Origin of the sequence: Antarctobacter aquimaris, from assembly GCF_900184945.1 — a bacterium.
GTDB classification, from domain to species: domain Bacteria; phylum Pseudomonadota; class Alphaproteobacteria; order Rhodobacterales; family Rhodobacteraceae; genus Maliponia; species Maliponia aquimaris.
In genome coordinates this window covers 352588-373132 of record NZ_FXYF01000002.1, presented here as the reverse complement: position 1 = coordinate 373132, position 20545 = coordinate 352588, and the positions used below count along the sequence as shown (strand labels likewise).

Sequence of the window (20545 nt, the reverse complement as noted above, 5' to 3'; positions counted from 1 at the left end):
CGGGCATGATCTCGGCTGATCTCAACATCATCCTGCCGGAAATCCTGCTGTCGGTCTACGCGATGGCGGCGCTGGTGGGGGCGGTCTACACCAGCAAGGACAAGCTCGCGCCGATGCTGGTCTGGGCGACCTCGGCGCTGTTCCTGGCGCTCGCCTTCTGGATCGGCACCACGGGGCATGGCACGCAGGTCGCCTTCAACGGGATGTTCGTGAACGACGGCTTTGCCCGCTTTGCCAAGGTCACCATCCTGATCTCGGCCGCCTGCGTGCTGCTGATGAGCGAAGCCTACATGGAGCGCCGCGGCCTGCTGCGCTTTGAATACCCGCTGCTCATCGCGCTGGCGGTGGTCGGCATGATGATGATGGTCTCGGCCGGGGACCTGATGTCGCTCTACATGGGGCTCGAGCTGCAATCGCTGGCGCTGTACGTCGTGGCCTCGCTGCGCCGCGACAGCGCCAAGTCGACCGAGGCGGGGCTGAAGTATTTCGTGCTGGGGGCGCTGTCGTCGGGCCTGCTGCTGTACGGTGCGTCGCTGACCTATGGCTACGCGGGCACCACGCTGTTCTCGGGCATCGTGCAGACCGCGACCCATGGCGAGATGTCCATCGGCCTGCTGATCGGCCTCGTGATGCTGATCTCGGGCTTGGCGTTCAAGGTCTCGGCGGTGCCGTTCCACATGTGGACGCCGGACGTCTACCAGGGCTCGCCCACGCCGGTGACCGCGTTCTTTGCCACCGCGCCCAAGGTCGCGGCCATGGCGCTGTTCGCCCGCGTGATGTTCGACGCCTTCGGCAATGCCACGGCGGACTGGGGCCAGGTGGTGGCGCTGTTGTCGCTGCTGTCGATGTTCCTGGGCGCGGTCGCGGCGATCGGGCAGCGCGACATCAAGCGGCTGATGGCCTATTCCTCGATCGCCCACATGGGCTATGCGCTGATGGGCCTGGCGGCCGGCACCCAGCTGGGCGTGCAGGCCATGCTGATCTACATGGCGATCTACGTCACCATGAACGTCGGCACCTTTGCCTTTATCCTGTCGATGGAGCGCGACGGCCAGCCGGTGACGGACATCCAGTCGCTGGGCATGTATTCGGCACGCGAGCCGGGCAAGGCGCTGGCCATGCTGGTGCTGCTGTTCAGCCTTGCCGGGGTGCCGCCGCTGGTGGGTTTCTTCGGCAAGCTCTACGTGCTGCGCGCGGCCTACGAGGCGGGTTTTGCCTGGCTCGCCGTGGCGGGTGTGGTGGCCTCGGTGATCGGCGCCTTCTACTACCTGCGGATCGTGTTCTACATGTACTTTGGCCAGGACCGCGAGGATGCGCTGGACGGGGGCAAGTCGCCGGTGCTCTGGGGCTTCCTGATGGGGTCGGCGATCCTCATGGTGGTCGGGATCGTGAACCTGTTCGGCATCGACGGGGTGGCACAGGCCGCGGCGGCGACGCTGGTCAAGTGATCCTGGTGGCCGTGCGCCCTGCGGGCGCACGGCGGTTCGGGGGCGCTGCCCCCGTCCCGGACAAGGTCCGGGACTCCCCCGGGATACTTGGGGCCAGAAGAAGCACGGGGAGCCGCGCATGACGGACTGGCCCGAAGGCTATGGGCGGCGGGTGCTGGACGAGGTGGACAGCACCAACGCCGAGGCGGCGCGCATCGCCGCCGGGCTGGCGGGGCCGGAGTGGATCCTGGCGCTGCGGCAGACCGCGGCGCGCGGGCGGCGCGGGCGGCCCTGGGTAAACCCCGAAGGCAATTTCGCCGCGACGCTGGTGATGCCGATGAGCGAGCCGCCGGACCACGCGGCGCTGCGGTCCTTCGTCGCCGCGCTGGCGCTCTACGATGCGCTGGAGGCGGTCATCGGGACCCGGGCCGGGCTGTCGCTGAAATGGCCTAACGACGTGCTGCTGAACGGCGGCAAGCTGGCAGGCATCCTGCTGGAAAGCGCGGGCGGCCCGCGTGGCTGGCTGGCGATCGGGGTCGGGGTCAACCTGCTGGCGGCGCCGGACGCGGCGCAGGTGGAGCCGGGCGCGGTGCCGCCGGTGTCCCTGCTGGTGGAAACCGGGGTGCGGGTCACGCCGGAGCGATTCCTGGACGCGCTGGCAGCGTCATTTGCCCGGCACGAGACCACGCTGGCGACCTACGGTTTCGACCCGCTGCGCCGGCTCTGGCTGGACCGCGCGGCGCGGCTGGGCGAGGGGGTGACCGCGCGAACGCTGCGTGACAGCGTGAGCGGCGTGTTCGAGACGGTGGACGCCAGTGGCCAACTTGTCCTAAAGACCCCCAAGGGCCGCGTCAGCATCGCCGCGGCAGACATCTTCTTCGAATAGGCACCCCATGCTCCTGGCCATTGATTGTGGCAACACCAATACCGTCTTCTCGATCTGGGATGGCACGCGGTTCATCGCGACCTGGCGCACCTCGACGCAGCACCAGCGCACCGCGGACCAGTACTATGTCTGGCTGTCGACGCTGATGAATTTCCAGAAGATCGACCCGAAGATCACCGATGTGATCATCTCGTCGACGGTGCCGCGCGTGGTTTTCAACCTGCGGGTGCTGTCGGACCGCTATTTCAACACCCGCCCGCTGGTGGTGGGCAAACCGGACTGCCTGTTGCCGGTCGATGTGCGCGTGGACGCGGGCACACAGGTGGGGCCGGACCGGCTGGTCAACACGGTGGCGGGCAATTCGCTGTACGGCGGCGACCTGATCCTGGTCGATTTCGGCACCGCGACGACCTTTGACGTGGTCGACACCGACGGCGCCTATGTCGGCGGGGTGATCGCGCCGGGGGTCAACCTGTCGCTGGAGGCGCTGCACCTGGCCGCCGCGGCGCTGCCGCATGTCGACATCTCCAAGCCGCAAAGCGTGGTGGGCACCAACACCGTGGCCTGCATGCAGTCCGGCATCTTCTGGGGCTACGTCGGTCTCGTGCGCGAAATCTGCGCCCGCATCAAGGCCGAGCGTGACCGCCCGATGCAGGTCATATCCACCGGCGGGCTGGCGCCGTTGTTCCAGCAATCGACCGATCTATTCGACGTGGTCCGAGAGGACCTGACAATGCACGGGCTGACCGTCATCCATAAATACAATTCATCCGAGAGAGCAGGCACATGAGCGAGAACCGACTGATCTATTTGCCGCTGGGCGGCGCCGGCGAGATCGGCATGAACTGCTACGTCTACGGCTATGGCAAGCCGGGTGCGGAACGGCTGATCGTCGTCGACATCGGCGTGGCCTTTCCGGACATGGATTCGACGCCCGGCGTCGACCTGATCCTGCCCGACATCACCTGGCTGAAGAAGAACAAGGAACGCATCGAGGCGCTCTTCATCACCCACGCGCACGAGGACCACGTCGGCGCGGTGGGCCATACCTTCGACGCGCTGGGGATGCCGATCTACGCCCGCGCCTTTACGTCGAACATCGCGCGCGGCAAGCTGGCGGAATACGGGGTCGAGGGCAAGGCCGTGCGCACCGTGTCGGCCTGGCCGCAGACGGTGACGGTGGGGCCGTTCACCGTGGGGTTCCTGCCGATTTCGCATTCGATCCCGGAAACCAGCGCACTGGTGATCGACACGCCGGCCGGGCGGGTGATCCACTCGGGCGACTTCAAGCTGGACCCGACACCGCTGGTAGGGGAACCGTGGGACCCGGCGCTCTGGGCCGAGGTGTCCAAACCGGGGGTCAAGGCGCTGATCTGCGATTCGACCAACGTGTTTTCGCGCCATCCGGGCCGGTCGGAAAAGATGCTGGGGCCGTCGATCGAAAAACTGGTGAAGGAGGCGAAGAACATGGTCGTCGCCACCACCTTTGCCTCCAACGTCGCGCGGGTGAAGACGCTGGCCGAGGCCGGGTCGCGCGCGGGGCGGTCGATCTGCCTGCTGGGCCGGGCGATGCGCCGGATGATCGAGGCGGCGGTGGAAACCGGCGTGCTGAAGGATTTCCCCAAGGTGATCGGCCCCGAGGACGCGGCGCACATGCCGCGGGAAGACGTCATGCTTCTGGTGACCGGCAGCCAGGGCGAGCGCCGCGCCGCCAGCGCGCAGCTGGCGCGGGGCAAGTACAACGGCATCGAGCTGAAGGAGGGCGACCTGTTCCTGTTCTCCTCCAAGACCATCCCGGGCAACGAGCGCGACGTGATCCGCATCATGAACGCGCTGTCGGAAAAGGGCGTCGACGTGGTCGACGAGTCGATGGGCGATTACCATGTCTCGGGTCATGCCAACCGGCCTGACCTGGAGACCGTGCATGACATCGTGCAGCCGCAGATCGTGGTGCCCATGCACGGCGAACACCGCCACCTGCGCGAACATGCCCGCATCGCCACGGCGCGCGGACGGACAGGGGTGCTGGCGGTCAACGGCATGATGATCGACCTCAGCGGCAACGCGCCCACCGTGGCGGAATACATCGAGACCGGGCGCACCTACCTCGACGGGTCGGTGCAGATCGGCGCGATGGATGGCATCGTGCGTGACCGCATCCGCCTGGCGCTGAACGGACATGTCGTGGTGACCGTGATCCTCGACGAAGAGGACGCGCCGCTGGGAGAGCCCTGGTGCGACCTGATGGGTCTGCCGGAAACCGGCCGCAGCCATGCGCCGCTGGTCGACATCCTCGAAGAGGACCTGGCGCAGTTCATCGCGCGGGCCGGGGACAAGACGCTGAAGGATGACGACAAGCTGGAAGAAGGGCTGCGCCGCGTCGTGCGCAACACCTCGCTGACCGAGATCGGCAAGAAGCCCGAAGTGACGGTGGTGGTCAGCCGCCTGAGCTGAGGGCGCGCGGGACGGTGCGATGAAGAAAGGCCGCGTCCGAGGGCGCGGCCTTTGTCAATCTGGGTGCTTTGAGCCGTCTCTGTCGCGGCGCGGGGTCACGTCCTGCCGGACGTGACGATCCCGTACCATGACAGGACAGGCGGCCCGGAGTTGCCTCCGGGCGTCATTCAGCCGGCGCGGCGCTCGTCGAAGCTGAGCGCGATGAATTCGGGCATGTGGTCGCCCAGGCCGACAACGGTGCTGTCACGGCCACCACGGCGGTCGCCGCGCGGGCTTTCATTGCGGGGCGGGGTGCTGCGCGGGGTTTCGGTGCGCGGGCTGTCGCTGCGGGCCGGCTCGGCGCGTGGGGTTTCGGCAACCGGGGCCTCGGCGACGCGCGGGGCCTCGGCGGCCTTGGGCGGGCGGCTGTCGGACTTGCGGCTGCGTGGCTTGCGTTCGGTCTTGCGGGGTTCCTCATCCCGCACCGGGGCAGTCTCCACGTCGGAGCCGCCCTTGGCGGCCGGGTTTTCGACGCGCGGAATTTCCTTCTGGAGCAGCTTTTCGACCGCTTCGAGGTACTTGTCGTCGCGCGGGCCGCAGATGGTGAATGCCTTGCCCTTGCGCCCGGCGCGGCCGGTGCGGCCGATGCGGTGCACGTAGTCCTCGGCATGGCTGGGCACGTCGAAGTTGAACACGTGGCTGACCGCCGGAATGTCCAAACCGCGCGCCGCCACGTCCGACGCGATCAGGAAGCGCAGGCTGCCATCGCGAAAGCCGTCCAGCGTGCGGGTGCGCTGCGACTGGTCGAGGTCGCCGTGGATCGGCGCCGCGTCATAGCCGTATTTCTTCAGCGACTTGGACAGGGTGTCCACGTCGACCTTGCGGTTGCAGAAGATGATGGCGTTGGTGCAGGCCTCGCCTTCGCTGTCGATCAGGGCGCGCAGCACGGCGCGTTTCTCGCTGGCCTCGCGGTCCTTGCGGGAGGGTTTGAACACCACGGCGGCCTGCTCGATGGTTTCGGAGGCGGTCGCCTGGCGGGCCACCTCGATCCGGGCCGGGGCCGACAGGAAGGTGTTGGTGATGCGCTCGATCTCGGGCGCCATGGTGGCCGAGAAGAACAGCGTCTGCCGGGTGAAGGGGGTCAGGCTGAAGATTCGTTCGATGTCGGGGATGAAGCCCATGTCGAGCATCCGGTCCGCCTCGTCCACCACCATGATCTCGATGCCGGTCAGCAGCAACTTGCCGCGCTCGAAATGGTCAAGCAGGCGGCCGGGGGTGGCGATCAGCACGTCGACGCCCTTGTCGATCAGGGTGTCCTGCTCCTTGAACGAGACGCCGCCGATCAGCAGCGCCTTGGTCAGCTTGACGTGCTTGGAGTAGGTGTCGAAGTTCTCGGCCACCTGCGCGGCCAGTTCGCGCGTGGGGCACAGCACCAGGCTGCGCGGCATCCGCGCCCGGGCGCGGCCGCGCGCCAGCTTGGTGATCATCGGCAGGGTGAAGCTGGCCGTCTTGCCGGTGCCCGTCTGGGCAATGCCGAGCACGTCCCTGCCTTCGAGCGCGGGCGGAATGGCGCCGGCCTGAATCGGGGTGGGGATTTCGTAGCCGGCTTCTTCGACGGCCTTGAGAACCTTGGGGCTGAGGTTGAGATCGCTGAACTTGGTCATGGATGTCCGTTTGCTTGCGGACACTGAACCTGGCCCGCACGTCTAGCTGGGGGGTGGGCCGGATGGCCCATATCTTGAGTGCTGTCACCCCTGTGTGCGGTTCGCCATAGTAAAAACTGGGAGAAAGGTCAATGAGAACGCTCGCGGCGCCGAAAGGACACCCGGACGCCTCCCGGTCCGCTGGTTGCTATATGGAAACGATCGGGGCGAATGTCACGGATTGATCCCGGGAAAGTGACGAGTCCGCAGGGTGTCGAGGTCCATCCGCCGCCGGCGCAGCAGGCCATGCGCCTCCAGCCGCGTGCAAAGGTCGCGGTCGGCGGTGCAGGTTTCGTCGAAAAAGGCGCGCAGCGCGGCTTCTCCGCCGGCGGCCTCGATGCTGCGGAACAGGTCGTGCAGGTTCACCGCGTCCTCTGTCCGCGCCTGCGGTTTCAGCTCGGCCCGGTAGGAACCGCGCTCCAGGCGAAAGCGGTAGGCGGCGAGGAAATGCTCCCAGCTGGCGGCATGGAAATGGCCCAGTTCGATCTGTGGCAGGTCGGCCTGGCCGGGGTTCTGCACGCCGTCGAGGGTGACGTTGTGGATGCGGATTTGCAGGCCCTTGGTGCCCGCGCGAAAGAACAGCTTGCCCGCGACATGGCTGAGAAACCCGCCCGACAGGTGCCGGCCCCAGGTGGGAAAACACGCCTCGGCCGCCTGTTGCCGGGCGGATTGGTCCAGTGGGAACGCCTTGAACGCGGTTTCGCCCGGCGCGGTGCCGTTGCCCGGCGCCAGCGCCTCGACCGGCCGGACGCGGGCGCAGAGGGCGCTGGCGGGCAGGGCGGCCAGATGATCCGCGACGGGGATATCGGACAGCAGGAATTCGTCCACGTCGATATGCGCCAGCCAGTCGACCTCGGGCTTGCGGTTGTTGGCGTGACGGGCGTTGGCGGCCTGCCTCGCCTGGTGCTTGTCCGGCCGGCCGTTGCGTTTTGCCCACCAGGCGTCGTCGGTGGCAAAGACGCGGATCCTGGGGTGCGCGGACAACACGGCCTGCGTGTCGTGCGCGGGGGCGTCAAGGTAGACGTAGAGCCGGTGCGCGCCCTGTTCGAGGTGCCAGGCGGCAAAGTCCAGCACCGCGCGCAGCGGCGCCTTGACCGTGGTGACGGTGCCCCAGCGAGTCATGGCATTTGACCGAAGACGCGGCGCACCGTGGCGTCGAAGTCGAAATCGTGGGTGACCAGCATGCCATGTTTCTCCAGGCGGTCACACAGGGCGGGCGTGTCGGCGCAAACCTCGTCGAAGAAGGCGCGCAGGCCGGCGTCGCCCTCTTCCTGCATCAGGAATTCGAGCAGCGCGGCCTGTCCCATCTCGGGGCGCTCGGAGTGGGAACGGTACGAGCCCTTGTCGCGGCGAAAGCCCAGGTGGCTGCGGAAATGCTGCCACGACGGCGCGTGGAAATGCGCAAGCACCAGCCCCTCGGCGCGGGTCTTGTTGGTGGCGTCCTCGCCCTTGTGTTTCAGGGTGTGGATGCCAAGACGGGTGTCGGGGATGCCGGGGCGGGCAAAGACCTTGCCCCCGGTGTGGCTGAGAAAACCGCCGTAGAGGTGCAGGCCGAAGGTGGGATAGATCTCCTGGAGTTTCGCCTTGGCAACGCCGGCCTGTTTGTGCGTCAGCTTGAAGTGACAAGGCGTGCCCTGGTCGACGGCCAGCGCCTCGGCGGGCGGGACGCGGGCAAAGGCGGCGTTCGGGTCGGCGGTGGCGAGGACCTCGGCCACCGGGCGCGCGGCGATCAGGAATTCGTCGTGGTCGATGTGGCCCAGCCAGTCCAGCGTGTCGGCGCTGTCGCGCAGGGTGCGGGTGGCGTTGAAGGCCTGCCGCAGCTGGTGCGCGGGCATGCGGGCGCGGCCCGAGGCCTGCCAGTAGGCGTCATCGCAGGGGATCACGCGCAGGCGAGGGTGGCGCGACAGGTAGGCGGCGGCCTCCGGGTCGGGCGCATCCATGTAGAGGTGGATGACATGTGCGCCGAGGTCGAGGTGGTGCGCGGCAAAGCGGGCCAGTTGCGGCAACGGCGCCTTGACCGTGGCGACGAGGCCCCAGCGGGTGGTTTCGGGCGTGGCGCGGGGGCGGGCCGGGACGGGGGCGATGTTGACCGGTGCCTTTTCGATCTGTTCGCGCCGCGACTTGCGCGCGCTCAGGACGGCGAGCCGGCGAAAGACCCCGCCCTCATCATGGATCAGCAGGTCGAGCAGGTGGTGGGCGAGGGGGCGGATGACGGCGTCGCCCTCGGCCTCCTGCCAGAGCCGGGCGATCAGGTTGACGTCCAGCCCGCCGTTGACCAGCGCGTAGGAGTCCATCTGCAAGGGCAGCTTGGCGCGGACCTTGTCGGCCAGGGCAAAGGGTTTGTCCGGGGTCTTGCCGCTGTAGAGGCGTTCGCTTTCGTAGAGCTTCATCGCGCCGAACAGGGTCGAGAGGGCAAGACCGCTGGCGCGCTGTACCGGGGTGGTGCCGTGGTCGCCGAAGGTGGTGACGGCCGAAACCAGCCAGCGCGCGTCGAGCTGGCTCAGCAGGTGCGCGCCCTGTTCGGCCCACATGCGCTGAAAGAGGTGCGGCGCCTGGTCCGGGTAGCTGCGTTTGCGCAGGTGCGAGATGGTGAGCCCGTGCAGGACGGTCAGTTCGGAGGCGCCCTGGAGTTCCTCGCGCAGCTGGTAGAGCTTGCGGTGGAGGTGGTCCTTGAAGGGCGGAGCGAAGGGACCGGTGGCGGGGTCTGCGACGGTCTGCGCGGCCAGGGCGGCGAGGTCGGTATCGGAGGGCGGCAAGGCGGTGTCGCCGCCGGGCAGGGGCGCGCGGCGCGCTTCGTACTGGTCGAGGACGGCCTTGATGCCGCCCTTGTAGGTGGGGGTTCTGCTCATGTCGGCACAGTGGCGGGGGCCGCGTGCTTCGGCAAGGGGGCGCGTGATCCGGCGGAGCGCGCCTGTCGGCGCGCGCAGGGTATCTCGGCTGCGGCCGTACCGGGCCTTGCCTCGGGTCGGCGCGGGGGTGGATTTTGGGGCTTCCGCCCAGCGGGGGGAACCGTGTAGAGCAGGGCGCATGGCTCTGACATCCTTTGACGTATCGGCCCGCGACGGGCGCGCCCGGCGGGGCGTGATCCGCACCCCGCGCGGCGAGATCCGCACCCCCGCCTTCATGCCCGTGGGCACCGCCGCGACGGTCAAGGGCATGCTGCCCGAAAGCGTGGCGGCGACCGGGGCGGACATCCTGCTGGGCAACACCTATCACCTGATGCTGCGGCCCGGGGCCGAGCGCGTGGCGCGGCTGGGCGGGCTGCACCGCTTCATGAACTGGGAGCGGCCGATCCTGACAGATTCGGGCGGCTTTCAGGTGATGAGCCTGGCCGATCTGCGCAAGCTGACCGAGGAGGGGGTCACGTTTCGCAGCCATATCGACGGATCGAAGCACATGCTGTCGCCCGAGCGGTCGATGGAGATCCAGAAGCTGCTGGGGTCGGACATCGTCATGGCCTTTGACGAATGCCCCGCCTTGCCCGCCGATCGGGAGCGCATCGCCGAGAGCATGCGGCTGTCGATGCGGTGGGCGGCGCGGTCGCGCGAGGCCTTTGGCGACCGGCCGGGGCACATGCTGTTCGGCATCCAGCAGGGTGGGCTGGAACAGGATTTGCGCGGGGAATCGGCCGAGGCGCTGAAGGCGATCGGCTTTGACGGCTATGCGGTGGGGGGCCTTGCGGTGGGCGAGGGGCAGGAGGCGATGTTCGGCTGTCTGGATTATGCGCCGGACATGCTGCCCGAGGACAAGCCGCGCTACCTGATGGGCGTGGGCAAGCCCGACGACATCGTCGGCGCGGTCAAGCGCGGCATCGACATGATGGACTGCGTGCTGCCCTCGCGGTCGGGGCGGACCGGGCAGGCCTGGACGCGGCGCGGACAGGTCAACATCAAGAACGCGCGCCATGCCGACGATCCGCGCCCGCTGGACGCGGACTGCACTTGTCCGGCCTGCCGCAGCTATTCGCGCGCCTACCTGCACCACGTGTTCCGGGCCGGCGAGATGATTTCGGGGATGCTGCTGACCTGGCACAACCTGCATTATTATCAGGAATTGATGGCGGGGATGCGGGCGGCGATCGAGGCGGGGTCCTTTGCCGATTTCGAGGCGGCGTTTCACGCGCAGCGGGCAGAAGGCGACATCCCGCCGGTGTAGGGGGCGCTGCCCCCGTCGCCCATGAGGGCGACTCCACCGGGATGTTTTTCGACCAAAGATGGCCCCTGCGCCGCGCCGGCATTGATCGGGGCGGGTTCCGGCCCATAGCCTGCTTCAACTGGTGAAGGAGGGAGCGATGCGCGGGCTTGTTCTGGGTGGGCTGCTTGTGCTGGGAACCCCGGCGGCCGCGGATCTTCGACACCTCGAGACCTTTCCGGGCCTGCGGGCGGTGAGCCTGGCCTATGACGCGCAGGTCTGCGGCGTCTGGGTGGCGAGCGAGAGTTCCGAACTGGTGTTGCTGTCGACCGGCGGGCGCGAGATCCTGCGGTTTGAGACCGACATGGGTTATGTCCGCTCGGTCACCGTGGCCGAGCAGGGCGTGCTGATCGCCAACGGCTGGGGCGGTTTCCAGTGGGTCGACCGCAGGGGCCGACCGATGCAGGCGCCGTTTTCGCTGAGCCCGACGATCCGCGACACCGAGGGGATGCACCTGGACGCCGATGGCTCCTTTCTGGTGGTGGAGGACGATCCGGCGCGGCTGATGCGGGTGGCGCCGGACGGCACGGTGCTGATGGAATTGTGGGGCGACAGCTTTGACCCGCCCATGGTGGAGCCGCAGGGCGTGGAGCGGGACCCGTATTCGGGCAACATCCTGGTGGTGGACGACAACGAAGGGCTGAACGCGCTGTTCGAGCTGGCGCCGGACGGGCGGGTGATCTCGGTCACGCCGCTGTCGGCCTGGGGGTACGACGCCGAAGGGGTGGCCTTGCAGCCGGAGACGGAGACGCTGTTCATCGGATTTGACGGCGGGCAGGCGTTGGCGGTCTTTGACTGGTCGCCCACGGAAGTGACCATCGACCATCCGTTGGGGCCCGGGCCGCCCTGCGGGTTGATGTAACGGCCCGGGCGCCGGGCATCGCGGGTGGGCCCGTCACGCGCGGGGTGGCCAAGCGGTGTTTCGTGGCGCCGAGGCAGACGGCGGTGCGGACCCGTGGCGCGCCCCGGCAGGTCGCCGGACCGCGAGAGGTCCCCTGTGACCCTGGCGGTGTCCTGGCGCCCAGCTTGCCGGGAAGAGCGGTTCACCGCCGACGAAGAGGCGAGGATCCACGCGGCGACGCGCTTGGCGATGTGCGGTCACCCGCCGCCGGTCAGGGGCGGCGGGTCCGTCTCACTGTTTGAAGCGCAGGGTGATCGTCGCGGGGTAGCGGCGCCCCCCGGACGTGGTGCCGCCCAACGGCAGGTGGCGCAGGGCGGTGCGCGCCTCGCGCGGTCCGATGGCGGCGGTGCAGGAAATGTCGAGCGGGTCGGCCGGGCCATCGTGGATCGGGATGGCGACGTTGCGCGGGGTCGTGAAAGCCACCGACTGTGCCCCGCGCCGCAGCGCGCAGCGCGCGGTGTTCAGTTCCGCCAGCGAGGCGGAGGCCCCGGCGAGGAAGGCGCTGACAGTCACCGTTTCGGTGGCGATCACGCTGCGGCCGGGGGCCGGCGGCAACGCGACGGGGGTCTCGGGTGGATCGTGTTCGGGGGCGCAGGCGGACAGCAGCGCCAGCGCTGCCAGGGTCGCGGCGCGCCTCATTTCGCGCCCAGGACAACATGCACGGTGCCGGGATAGTTGAACTCGTCCTTCAGCGGGTCGCGCGCGGCCTTGGCTATGCCCTTGGCCGCCGCGGTCAGGGCGACGCCCAGCAGCCCGCCCGACGACGATGTCGACTGGTTCATCCGCGCCAACGTCATGTTGATCGGCGGCAGCGTTTCGGTCGCGCTGTCGGCCTTGTCGCCGCAGGTCACGCTGGCGGGGTCGGCGGCGCCCTTGTAGGCGGGCATCCTGAGGATCGCCGGGGTCACGAAGGACGCCTTGAACCCGTTGCCCTGCAGGGTGCAGCGCAGGCCGATCAACTCCTGGTCATCCCTTGTGCCCTTCGCGGTGCTGCGAAAGCTGCGAAAGATCGTGTCGGTGAACCCGGTGGCGGCACTCTGGGCACGGGCTTCGGTAAAGGTGACGGTCTGCGGCGGGGTGGTGATCTCGCTGTACTTGACGCAGGCGGTGAGGATCAGCGGGAGAGCCAGCAGGCAATGACGTGGTTTCATGATGCTCGGTCAAACCTTTGATTTACTGGGCGTTCGCCTAGGTTTGACGTGAAAGGGCGTCAAGTCCCGCCTGTCCGGCAGGGGCCGCGCGGACGGGGCTGTTGCGGTCGCGCCACGGTGATGCCGGGCCGCGCGCCCGGGGGAAAGCGGCATTCGACACGAAGTCCACTTGCACCGGCATCGTCGGAGGGTCATTCTGGCGTGACGCTGGGCCGCGCGGGCCGGTGCGCTTGAAAGCTGGCGCTCCCACCCCACATCTAGCCCCTATGACCGGAGACTGCCGTGGTTGCCGCGATCGGGGCCGGGCGGTCTTGCCAAGAACAGGACACGAGCATGAAACATCCCCTCAATCCCTCTTACCCGGTGCTGCCGCTGCGAGACATCGTGGTGTTTCCGCACATGATCGTGCCGCTCTTCGTGGGGCGGGAAAAGTCGGTGCGCGCGCTGGAAGAGGTGATGAACGACGACAAGCAGATCCTGCTTGCCAGCCAGATCGACCCGTCGATCGACGATCCCGGCACCGACGGCATCTACAAGGCGGGGGTGCTCGCCAACGTGTTGCAGCTGCTCAAGCTGCCTGACGGCACCGTCAAGGTGCTGGTCGAGGGCCAGACCCGCGTGCGGATCGAGGAATACATCCCGAACGACAACTACTTCGAGGCCAAGGCCGCGCACCTGACCGAGATGCCCGGCGATCCCGCCGCCATCGAGGCGCTGCTGCACACCGTGGCCGAAGAGTTCGAGCGTTACGCCAAGATCAAGAAGAACATCCCCGAAGAGGCGCTGTCCGCCGTGGGCGAGGCGACCGACCCGGCGCAGCTGGCCGATCTCGTGGCCGGCCACCTGGGCGTGGACGTTCAGAAAAAGCAGGACCTGCTGGAGACGCTTGCCATCAGCGAGCGGCTGGAAAAGGTCTATGGCCTGATGCAGGGGGAACTGTCGGTTCTCCAGGTCGAGAAAAAGATCAAGACCCGCGTCAAGAGCCAGATGGAGAAGACCCAGCGCGAGTACTACCTGAATGAGCAGATGAAGGCCATTCAGAAGGAGCTGGGCGACGGCGAGGAGGGCGAGGGCGAAATCGCCGAGCTGGAGGAAAAGATCTCCGGCACCAAGCTGTCCAAGGAAGCCAGGGAAAAGGCCGAAGCGGAGCTGAAGAAGCTGCGCAACATGAGCCCGATGAGTGCCGAGGCGACGGTGGTGCGCAACTACCTCGACTGGATGCTGTCGATCCCGTGGGGCGTGAAAAGCCGCGTCAAGAAGGACCTCAACAAGGCGCAGGAGATCCTCGACGAGGATCACTACAGCCTCGACAAGGTCAAGGAGCGCATCGTCGAGTATCTCGCCGTGCAGGCGCGCAGCCAGAAGCTGAAAGGCCCGATCCTGTGCCTTGTCGGCCCTCCGGGCGTCGGCAAGACCTCGCTGGGCAAGTCGGTGGCCAAGGCCACGGGGCGCGAGTTCATCCGCATTTCGCTGGGCGGCGTGCGCGATGAATCCGAGATCCGTGGCCACCGCCGGACCTACATCGGCTCCATGCCCGGCAAGATCATCCAGGCGCTGAAAAAGGCCAAGACCACGAACCCGCTCATCCTGCTCGACGAGATCGACAAGATGGGGCAGGACTTCCGTGGCGATCCGGCTTCGGCCATGCTGGAGGTGCTCGACCCTGAACAGAACGCGACCTTCGTCGACCACTATCTCGAGGTGGAATACGACCTGTCGAACGTGATGTTCGTGACCACGGCCAACAGCTACAACATGCCCAGCCCGTTGCTGGACCGGATGGAGATCATCTCGCTCTCGGGCTACACCGAGGACGAGAAGCTGGAGATCGCCAAGCGGCACCTGCTGTCCAAGGTCACCAAGAACCACGGTCTGAAGAAGACCGAGTTCACCGTCGAGGATGGCGCGATCACCGACATCATCCGCTACTACACGCGGGAGGCCGGGGTGCGGAACCTCGAACGCGAGATCGCCAAGCTGGCGCGCAAGGCGGTGACCAAGATCGTCAAGAAGGAGACCGAGAAGGTCGTGGTGAGTTCCGCGAACCTGGCGGATTTCCTGGGCGTGCGGAAATTCCGCTATGGCCTGGCCGAGGACGAACACCAGGTCGGTGTCGTCACCGGGCTGGCCTGGACCTCCGTGGGTGGCGACCTCTTGCACATCGAGGCGCTCAAGCTGCCGGGCAAGGGCCGGATGAAGACCACCGGCAAGCTGGGCGACGTGATGAAGGAGTCGATCGACGCGGCCTCCAGCTATGTCCGCTCGATCTCGCCCAAGATCGGGGTCAAGCCGCCGAAGTTCGACAAGATCGACATCCACGTCCACGTGCCGGACGGTGCGACGCCCAAGGACGGACCCTCGGCGGGCCTGGCCATGGTGACCTCGATCGTGTCGGTGCTGACCGGCATTCCGGTGCGCAAGGACATCGCCATGACCGGAGAGGTTTCGTTGCGCGGCAACGCGATGCCGATCGGCGGGCTGAAGGAAAAGCTGCTGGCGGCGCTGCGCGGCGGGATCAAGACCGTTCTCATCCCCGAAGAGAACGAGAAGGACCTGGCCGAACTGCCGGACAACGTGAAGAACGGGCTGGAGATCATCCCGGTCAAGCATGTCTCCGAGGTCCTGAAGATCGCGCTGGTGGCGACGCCGGAACCGATCGAATGGGATGAGGAAGCCGAGGAAGCGGCGGCGGCCGCGGCCAACAAGCAGGCCGAGGACTCGGTTGCCGGTGCCACGGCACACTGACTGTCCCGGGATGCCGGAAACGGAAAACGCGCGGTGCCTGGCACCGCGCGTTTTGCGTCTGTCGCCGCGGTTCCGCGGCACAAATCCGGGCTAGTATGGGTAGTAGTGATGGCCATGCCCGCCGCCGCCCGAGCTGACGGCGGCCGCGAGGACCACAATCAGCAGCAGCGGGATCAGCAGCCCCGCGCCGGACGAGGTGGCGGCCGATCCTTCGGCGATGTCGAAGGATTGCGTCGAGACGACCATGTCTTTGCGCAGTTGGTCCGGCGAAAGCCGCATCTTCTGATCGGCGGCGACGCCGGTGGCCATCGCGGCGCAGAGCGCCGTCGTCAATGCAAGGTGTTTCATGATTTCCCCCTTTGTGGTGTTCTGGCAGAACGAATTCCACACGGCGCAAAAAAATACCCACGCCCAGGATATAGGGTGTCAGAGGGGTTGACCTTGCGGCAAGTGAAATTTGCCGATCGGACGGTGAAAACGGGCCAAATCTGCGCTTTCTGACCGGCCTGGGCGGTTTCGGACATGCAAAGGGGCTGTCCGGCGTCAACCGGACAGCCCCTTCGATCTTTGTCCGTCTCGTCTCCGTCGCGTGACGCTGGTCCGGTTTGGCCGGACCGCGCGGATTACTGCGACGCGGCCACGCCGAAGACGACGATGGTCATCAGCGCAAGCAGCATGCCGGCGCTGCTGCTGGTCGCCTGTGTCTCTTCGACGATGACCGGGGGAGGGATCACCGGATCGCTGTAGCCGCCCGCAAGGGCGGCGGTCGATGTCGATGCGGCGATGGCAAGACTTGCGGCAGCAAGTGTCTTTCTCATGTGTGTCTCCAGCCCAGGTGGTGTGTGTATCGAAAATCGTGCAATGGGGATTCGTGACGAGTCAAGCAAGCGCTTGATGAACAGTGTTTTTCGCGTAACGGTGTGATGCCTGTGCCGCGATTTTCCGGGGCGGGGACGGCGCGATTTTTGCGTCCGGGGCCTCTTGCGCTATGGCGCCGCTGGCTTTAATAGACCCGCACCGGGTGATTAGCTCAGTGGTAGAGCGCTTCGTTCACATCGAAGATGTCGGGGGTTCAAATCCCTCATCACCCACCAGGTTTGCCTCGACGCGCCCCGATGCGGGCGCGTCTTGCATGTCCGGACGGCTGTTTTCGGGCGTCGGTCTTCGGGCTTGCACCCGACGCGGGCTTTGGCTATCTGCAACTCCGGTTCCGGGTGATTAGCTCAGTTGGTAGAGCGCTTCGTTTACACCGAAGATGTCGGGAGTTCGAGTCTCTCATCACCCACCACCCGTCCCAAAAGGAACGCGCAAGACACTGTCTTGGAAGGATTTTCACGCTCTTTCGGCACGGTGCGACCGGGTGCAGATCCGCCCGGGCGACCGGTCAAACGGTGATCCGGGGCGACAGCGCGGCAATGACGCCGCGCAGTTCGGCGAGCCCCTTCAACCGCCCGATCAGGGGGTAGCCCGGCTGAGTCCGGCGGCCCAGGTCGTCCAGGATGTCCTGCCCGTGATCGGGGCGGAAGGGGATCGACCAGTCGGCGCGCCCGGCGGCCTTGCGGCGCGCCTCTTGCTTCAGCGCGGCCTCGACCAGCGCGACCATGTCGGTGTCGCCGCCCAGGTGCTCGGCCTCGTGGAAGGATCCGCGAATGTTCGATGTCTCGCGCGTGACGTTGCGCAGGTGCAGGAAATGCACCCGGTCGCCCAGGCGGTCCATCATGCCGGGCAGATCGTTGTCCGGCCGCGCCCCCAGCGAGCCCGAGCACAGCGTGATGCCGTTGGCGGGCAGGTCCACCGCCTGCATCATGGTGCGGTACTGCGCCTCGGTCGACATGACGCGGGGCAGGCCGAGCAGGGGGAAGGGCGGGTCGTCCGGGTGGCAGCAGAGCCGCAGGCCCAGCGCCTGCGCCATGGGGGCGATTTCGGACAGGAAGTCGATGAGGTGGCCGCGCAGGGTGTCTTCGGTCATCGCGGCATATTGCGCCAGGTGCGCGCGCACGTCCTCCAGCGAAAAGTGTTCCGCCGCGCCGGGCAGGCCATGGACGACGTTGCCGGCCAGCGCCGCGCGTGCCTGCGCGGTCATCGCGGCAAAGCGGCGCGCGGCGGCCTCGCGTAGCGCCTCGTCGTAGTCGTGTTCGGCGCCGGGGCGTTGCAGGATGTGCAGGTCGAATATGACAAAATCGGTCAGGTCAAAGCGCATGCAGGTCGCGCCGTTGGGCAGCCGCCAGGCAAGGTTGGTGCGGGTCCAGTCGAGCACCGGCATGAAGTTGTAGCAGATCACCTCGATCCCCGCCGCGGCGAGGTTTTCCAGGCTGGTCTTGTAGTTGGCGATATGGTCGCGCCAGTCGCCCTGCTGCTTCTTGATGTCCTCGGAGACGGGCAGGCTTTCGACCACCGCCCAGTCAAGACCGGAGGGCGTGCCATCGCGCATCCGGGCGATCTCGGCCTGCCTTTGGGCGATCTCCTTGGGGGTCCAGACCGCGCCGCTGGGCAGGTGATGCAGGGCCGAGACGATGCCCTCGGCCCCCGCCTGGGCCACGTCGTCGGTGGTCACCGGGTCCTTTGGTCCGAACCAGCGCCAGGTCTGCTTCATGGTGTCCTCCCGAGTCGGTGTGGCCCGCCTTTCTTAGCAGCCCATCATCTTGCAAGCTAGTATGGTAGATCGGCGGGAGGACGGCGAATCATGACGATCAAGCGCAACGCGAGGTGGGCCCTGGACCAGGCGATGCCCATCACGCCGCAGATTTCCCGCATCCTGCGCGAACGCATCATCCGCAATGATCTGACACCGGGCGACCGGCTGTCCGAATCCGAGGTTGCGCGGGTCTACGACGTCAGCCGCCAGCCGGTGCGCGAGGCGTTCATCCGGTTGGCCGACCAGGGTCTGCTGGCGGTGCTGCCGCAGCGCGGGACCATCGTCACCCGGATCGGCTATGCCGCCGTGCTGGACGCGCGTTTCCTGCGCGAGGCGATCGAGGCCGACATCGCCAAGATCCTTGCCCGGGCTCCCGACGTCGCCGTGATCGCCGAGTTGCGCAGCCAGCTGGCGTGGCAGGAGGACGCCAGCCGTGGCGACCCCGCCGATTTCATCGAGATGGACGAGCTGTTCCACCGCACGTTGGCCGATGCGGCCGGAAAGGCCGGGGCCTGGAAACAGATCGAGGGGCTGAAGTCGCAGATGGACCGCGTGCGGTTCCTGTCGCTGGGCCAGTTCCCGCTGCGCAAGGTGATCGCGCAGCACGGCGATATCGTCGACCAGATCAAACGCGGCGCCATCGCCGGGGCCAACGCGGCGGTCCGCCTGCACCTGCGCGAGCTGCTGACAGACCTGCCAAGGATCGTGGCGGCCTATACCGCCTATTTCGACGTGCCGGAGGGCGATTTGCCGCCGCCGGTCAATGCGCCCATCCAGGGCGTTGAACAAGGCGGACCATCGGCCCCGCGGTGACAGGGCGGGCGGTTGCCATGGCGGCGGTCGGGCCGGACCGCCAGCGCGTCGGCACGACAGGCCCGCTGCGAATCGACCCGGATTTCGAAAACCTGCAGCTGCGCGCCCGGCCAAAACCCGCGACGGGATTGTTCCCGGTTGAGGAACACCTCTGCCGGGGCGCCGCCATTGGTCTCTGCCGGCCGGACAGTCCTGCCCTGAAAATTCCTTAATTCCTGGTTTCTCTGGAAAATGAGACTCAAAGCCGAAAGCTTCTCTCCTGATCCACGGCATCGGCGATGTGGAACGTCTGGCCGGAATTTCAAAACGGACGATTGGAGAGTCATATGAGCAAAATCAAAGAGACGGCCAAGGTCGCGAAGTCCAAGGAGGCGTCCGCGACGGGCGGCACCTCCGGTTCTGGCCACGAGGCGGCAAGCTCGGGCAAGGCCTACCACAATGGCGGCGTCGAGGGCGATTCCTTCGAGACCTGGTACGACGCGAACCTTGCGGGCGAGATGGACGCGCTGGGGGCGGATGCGCCGGACAGCGGGGCGCATGACCTCGTGCTGGACCTGTCGGACGCCGGGGCGGCCTTTGTCATCAACGTCGGCGTGAACCCCGAGACCGGGTTGCAGGGCGGCAGCGTCGAGTTTCTGGACGAGAACGGCCAGGCCGTGGGCTGGGGCCACTTCGACGGAGTGAGCGAGATCATTCTGCCGGAAGATCCGACCAGCTATTACTACACCATCAGCGATTTCGAGGTCATCGGAGAGCATGGCCCGGGCCTGCCACCGAAGGTGTCCCTGGACCCTTACCTCGTCAAGGACCCGATCGAGGACGATCCCGATGGCTCGGGCGGCACGATGGGTACTGGTTCGGGTGGTACGAAGGGGTCCGGTTCGGGCGGCACCAAGGGCAGCGGTTCGGGTGGCACGAAGGGCAGCGGCTCGGGTGGCACCAAGGGCTCCGGTTCGGGCGGCACCAAGGGCAGCGGTTCGGGTGGCACCAAGGGCAGCGGATCGGGCGGCACCAAGGGTTCCGGCTCGGGCGGCACGAAGGGCAGCGGTTCGGGTGGCACGAAGGGGTCCGGCTCGGGCGGCACCAAGGGCTCCGGCTCTGGTGGCACCAAGGGCAGCGGTTCGGGCGGCACCAAGGGCTCCGGCTCGGGTGGCACGAAGGGCTCCGGCTCGGGTGGCACGAAGGGCTCCGGTTCGGGTGGCACCAAGGGCTCCGGTTCGGGCGGCACCAAGGGCAGCGGTTCGGGTGGCACGAAGGGCAGCGGTTCGGGCGGCACCAAGGGCAGCGGTTCGGGTGGCACAAAGGGCAGCGGCTCTGGTGGCACCCAGGGCAGCGGTTCGGGTGGCACGAAGGGGTCCGGCTCGGGCGGCACCAAGGGCTCCGGCTCGGGCGGCACCAAGGGCAGCGGCACCACCGGCAGTTCCGGGCCGCATCACAGCTCGGCCGGGTTGCCCGCCTACCAGCCGCACACCGAGGACGTGATGGACCTGATGACCCAGGAGATCGACGGCGAAGCCTCGGGCGGGACCGTGTCCGGCGCGACCTCCGGCGGGACTTACGGCGACGTCTACTGATCGCCGGCACAGACGGCCCGGCCCATCTCTGGATGGGCCGGGTCCACACCATCGCCGTGGCCCGATGTGCCGGTTCGCACCGGGCG

17 protein-coding genes and 2 tRNA genes are annotated in these 20545 nt (G+C 67.3%); 11 read left to right on the top strand and 8 right to left on the bottom strand.

The annotated features are described in order from the left end of the window. Positions 1-5 precede the first annotated feature (5 nt). From nuoN to MAA8898_RS04470, 4 genes are all read left to right on the top strand, one after another. Complete coding sequence (gene nuoN / locus MAA8898_RS04485) at positions 6-1448, top strand: NADH-quinone oxidoreductase subunit NuoN (RefSeq protein ID WP_094019774.1); 1443 nt, start codon at positions 6-8, stop codon at positions 1446-1448. 118 nt (positions 1449-1566) lie between these two features. Further along, complete coding sequence (locus MAA8898_RS04480; RefSeq protein ID WP_094019773.1) at positions 1567-2313, top strand: biotin--[acetyl-CoA-carboxylase] ligase; 747 nt, start codon at positions 1567-1569, stop codon at positions 2311-2313. Between the two features lie 7 nt (positions 2314-2320). Then, positions 2321-3103 (top strand): type III pantothenate kinase, encoded by a 783-nt coding sequence (locus tag MAA8898_RS04475; protein ID WP_094019772.1) that lies wholly within the window; start codon positions 2321-2323, stop codon positions 3101-3103. Next, positions 3100-4767: a ribonuclease J gene (locus MAA8898_RS04470; protein ID WP_094019771.1), complete on the top strand. Its 1668-nt coding sequence runs from the start codon at positions 3100-3102 to the stop codon at positions 4765-4767. Before MAA8898_RS04475 ends, MAA8898_RS04470 begins: the two co-directional genes overlap by 4 nt. 167 nt (positions 4768-4934) lie before the next feature. On the opposite strand, the gene MAA8898_RS04465 is transcribed toward MAA8898_RS04470, so the two are convergent. The 3 genes from MAA8898_RS04465 to MAA8898_RS04455 form a co-directional block, all read right to left on the bottom strand. Continuing rightward, positions 4935-6410 (bottom strand): DEAD/DEAH box helicase, encoded by a 1476-nt coding sequence (locus MAA8898_RS04465; protein ID WP_094019770.1) that lies wholly within the window; start codon positions 6408-6410, stop codon positions 4935-4937. A 213-nt stretch (positions 6411-6623) separates the two neighbouring features. Then, on the bottom strand, positions 6624-7571 hold the full coding sequence (locus MAA8898_RS04460; protein ID WP_094019769.1) for a glycosyltransferase family 2 protein: 948 nt from the start codon (positions 7569-7571) through the stop codon (positions 6624-6626). Continuing rightward, the gene (locus tag MAA8898_RS04455; protein WP_094019768.1) at positions 7568-9298 is read right to left on the bottom strand and encodes a glycosyltransferase family 2 protein; all 1731 of its coding nucleotides are present in this window, start codon (positions 9296-9298) and stop codon (positions 7568-7570) included. Before MAA8898_RS04455 ends, MAA8898_RS04460 begins: the two co-directional genes overlap by 4 nt. Positions 9299-9476: 178 nt before the next feature. Here MAA8898_RS04455 and tgt point away from each other — a divergent pair, with 178 nt between their 5' ends. Beyond that, positions 9477-10604, top strand: coding sequence for a tRNA guanosine(34) transglycosylase Tgt (tgt, locus tag MAA8898_RS04450; RefSeq protein ID WP_094019767.1), 1128 nt, complete (start codon positions 9477-9479; stop codon positions 10602-10604). Between the two features lie 136 nt (positions 10605-10740). Further along, positions 10741-11502, top strand: a complete 762-nt coding sequence (locus tag MAA8898_RS04445) for an SdiA-regulated/phytase-like domain-containing protein (RefSeq protein WP_094019766.1) — start codon at positions 10741-10743, stop codon at positions 11500-11502. Between the two features lie 270 nt (positions 11503-11772). Here the strand turns inward: MAA8898_RS04445 and MAA8898_RS04440 are convergent, their stop codons facing one another. Both MAA8898_RS04440 and MAA8898_RS04435 read right to left on the bottom strand, forming a co-directional pair. Further along, the gene (locus MAA8898_RS04440) at positions 11773-12180 is read right to left on the bottom strand and encodes a hypothetical protein (RefSeq protein ID WP_094019765.1); all 408 of its coding nucleotides are present in this window, start codon (positions 12178-12180) and stop codon (positions 11773-11775) included. Beyond that, a complete protein-coding gene (locus MAA8898_RS04435) occupies positions 12177-12692 on the bottom strand; it encodes a hypothetical protein (protein ID WP_094019764.1) in 516 nt (171 codons plus the stop codon). Before MAA8898_RS04435 ends, MAA8898_RS04440 begins: the two co-directional genes overlap by 4 nt. Positions 12693-13025: 333 nt before the next feature. Between MAA8898_RS04435 and lon the strand changes: the two genes are divergently transcribed. Further along, positions 13026-15437: an endopeptidase La gene (gene lon / locus MAA8898_RS04430; RefSeq protein WP_094019763.1), complete on the top strand. Its 2412-nt coding sequence runs from the start codon at positions 13026-13028 to the stop codon at positions 15435-15437. A gap of 90 nt (positions 15438-15527) precedes the next feature. On the opposite strand, the gene MAA8898_RS04425 is transcribed toward lon, so the two are convergent. Together MAA8898_RS04425 and MAA8898_RS04420 are read right to left on the bottom strand one after the other, a co-directional pair. After that, positions 15528-15785 carry a hypothetical protein gene (locus MAA8898_RS04425; protein WP_094019762.1) on the bottom strand — a complete coding sequence of 86 codons (258 nt, stop codon included), beginning with the start codon at positions 15783-15785 and terminating at the stop codon, positions 15528-15530. A 275-nt stretch (positions 15786-16060) separates the two neighbouring features. Then, on the bottom strand, positions 16061-16255 hold the full coding sequence (locus MAA8898_RS04420) for a hypothetical protein (RefSeq protein ID WP_094019761.1): 195 nt from the start codon (positions 16253-16255) through the stop codon (positions 16061-16063). Positions 16256-16456: 201 nt separating this feature from the next. Between MAA8898_RS04420 and MAA8898_RS04415 the strand changes: the two genes are divergently transcribed. After that, a tRNA-Val gene (locus MAA8898_RS04415) sits at positions 16457-16531 on the top strand. Between the two features lie 118 nt (positions 16532-16649). Further along, positions 16650-16725: transfer RNA gene (locus tag MAA8898_RS04410), tRNA-Val, on the top strand. Positions 16726-16821: 96 nt separating this feature from the next. Here the strand turns inward: MAA8898_RS04410 and uxuA are convergent. Then, on the bottom strand, positions 16822-18030 hold the full coding sequence (gene uxuA / locus MAA8898_RS04405) for a mannonate dehydratase (protein WP_094019760.1): 1209 nt from the start codon (positions 18028-18030) through the stop codon (positions 16822-16824). A gap of 90 nt (positions 18031-18120) precedes the next feature. Between uxuA and MAA8898_RS04400 the strand changes: the two genes are divergently transcribed. Next, a complete protein-coding gene (locus MAA8898_RS04400; protein ID WP_094019759.1) occupies positions 18121-18885 on the top strand; it encodes a GntR family transcriptional regulator in 765 nt (254 codons plus the stop codon). Positions 18886-19211: 326 nt separating this feature from the next. Then, positions 19212-20459 (top strand): hypothetical protein, encoded by a 1248-nt coding sequence (locus MAA8898_RS04395; protein WP_094019758.1) that lies wholly within the window; start codon positions 19212-19214, stop codon positions 20457-20459. Positions 20460-20545 lie beyond the last annotated feature (86 nt).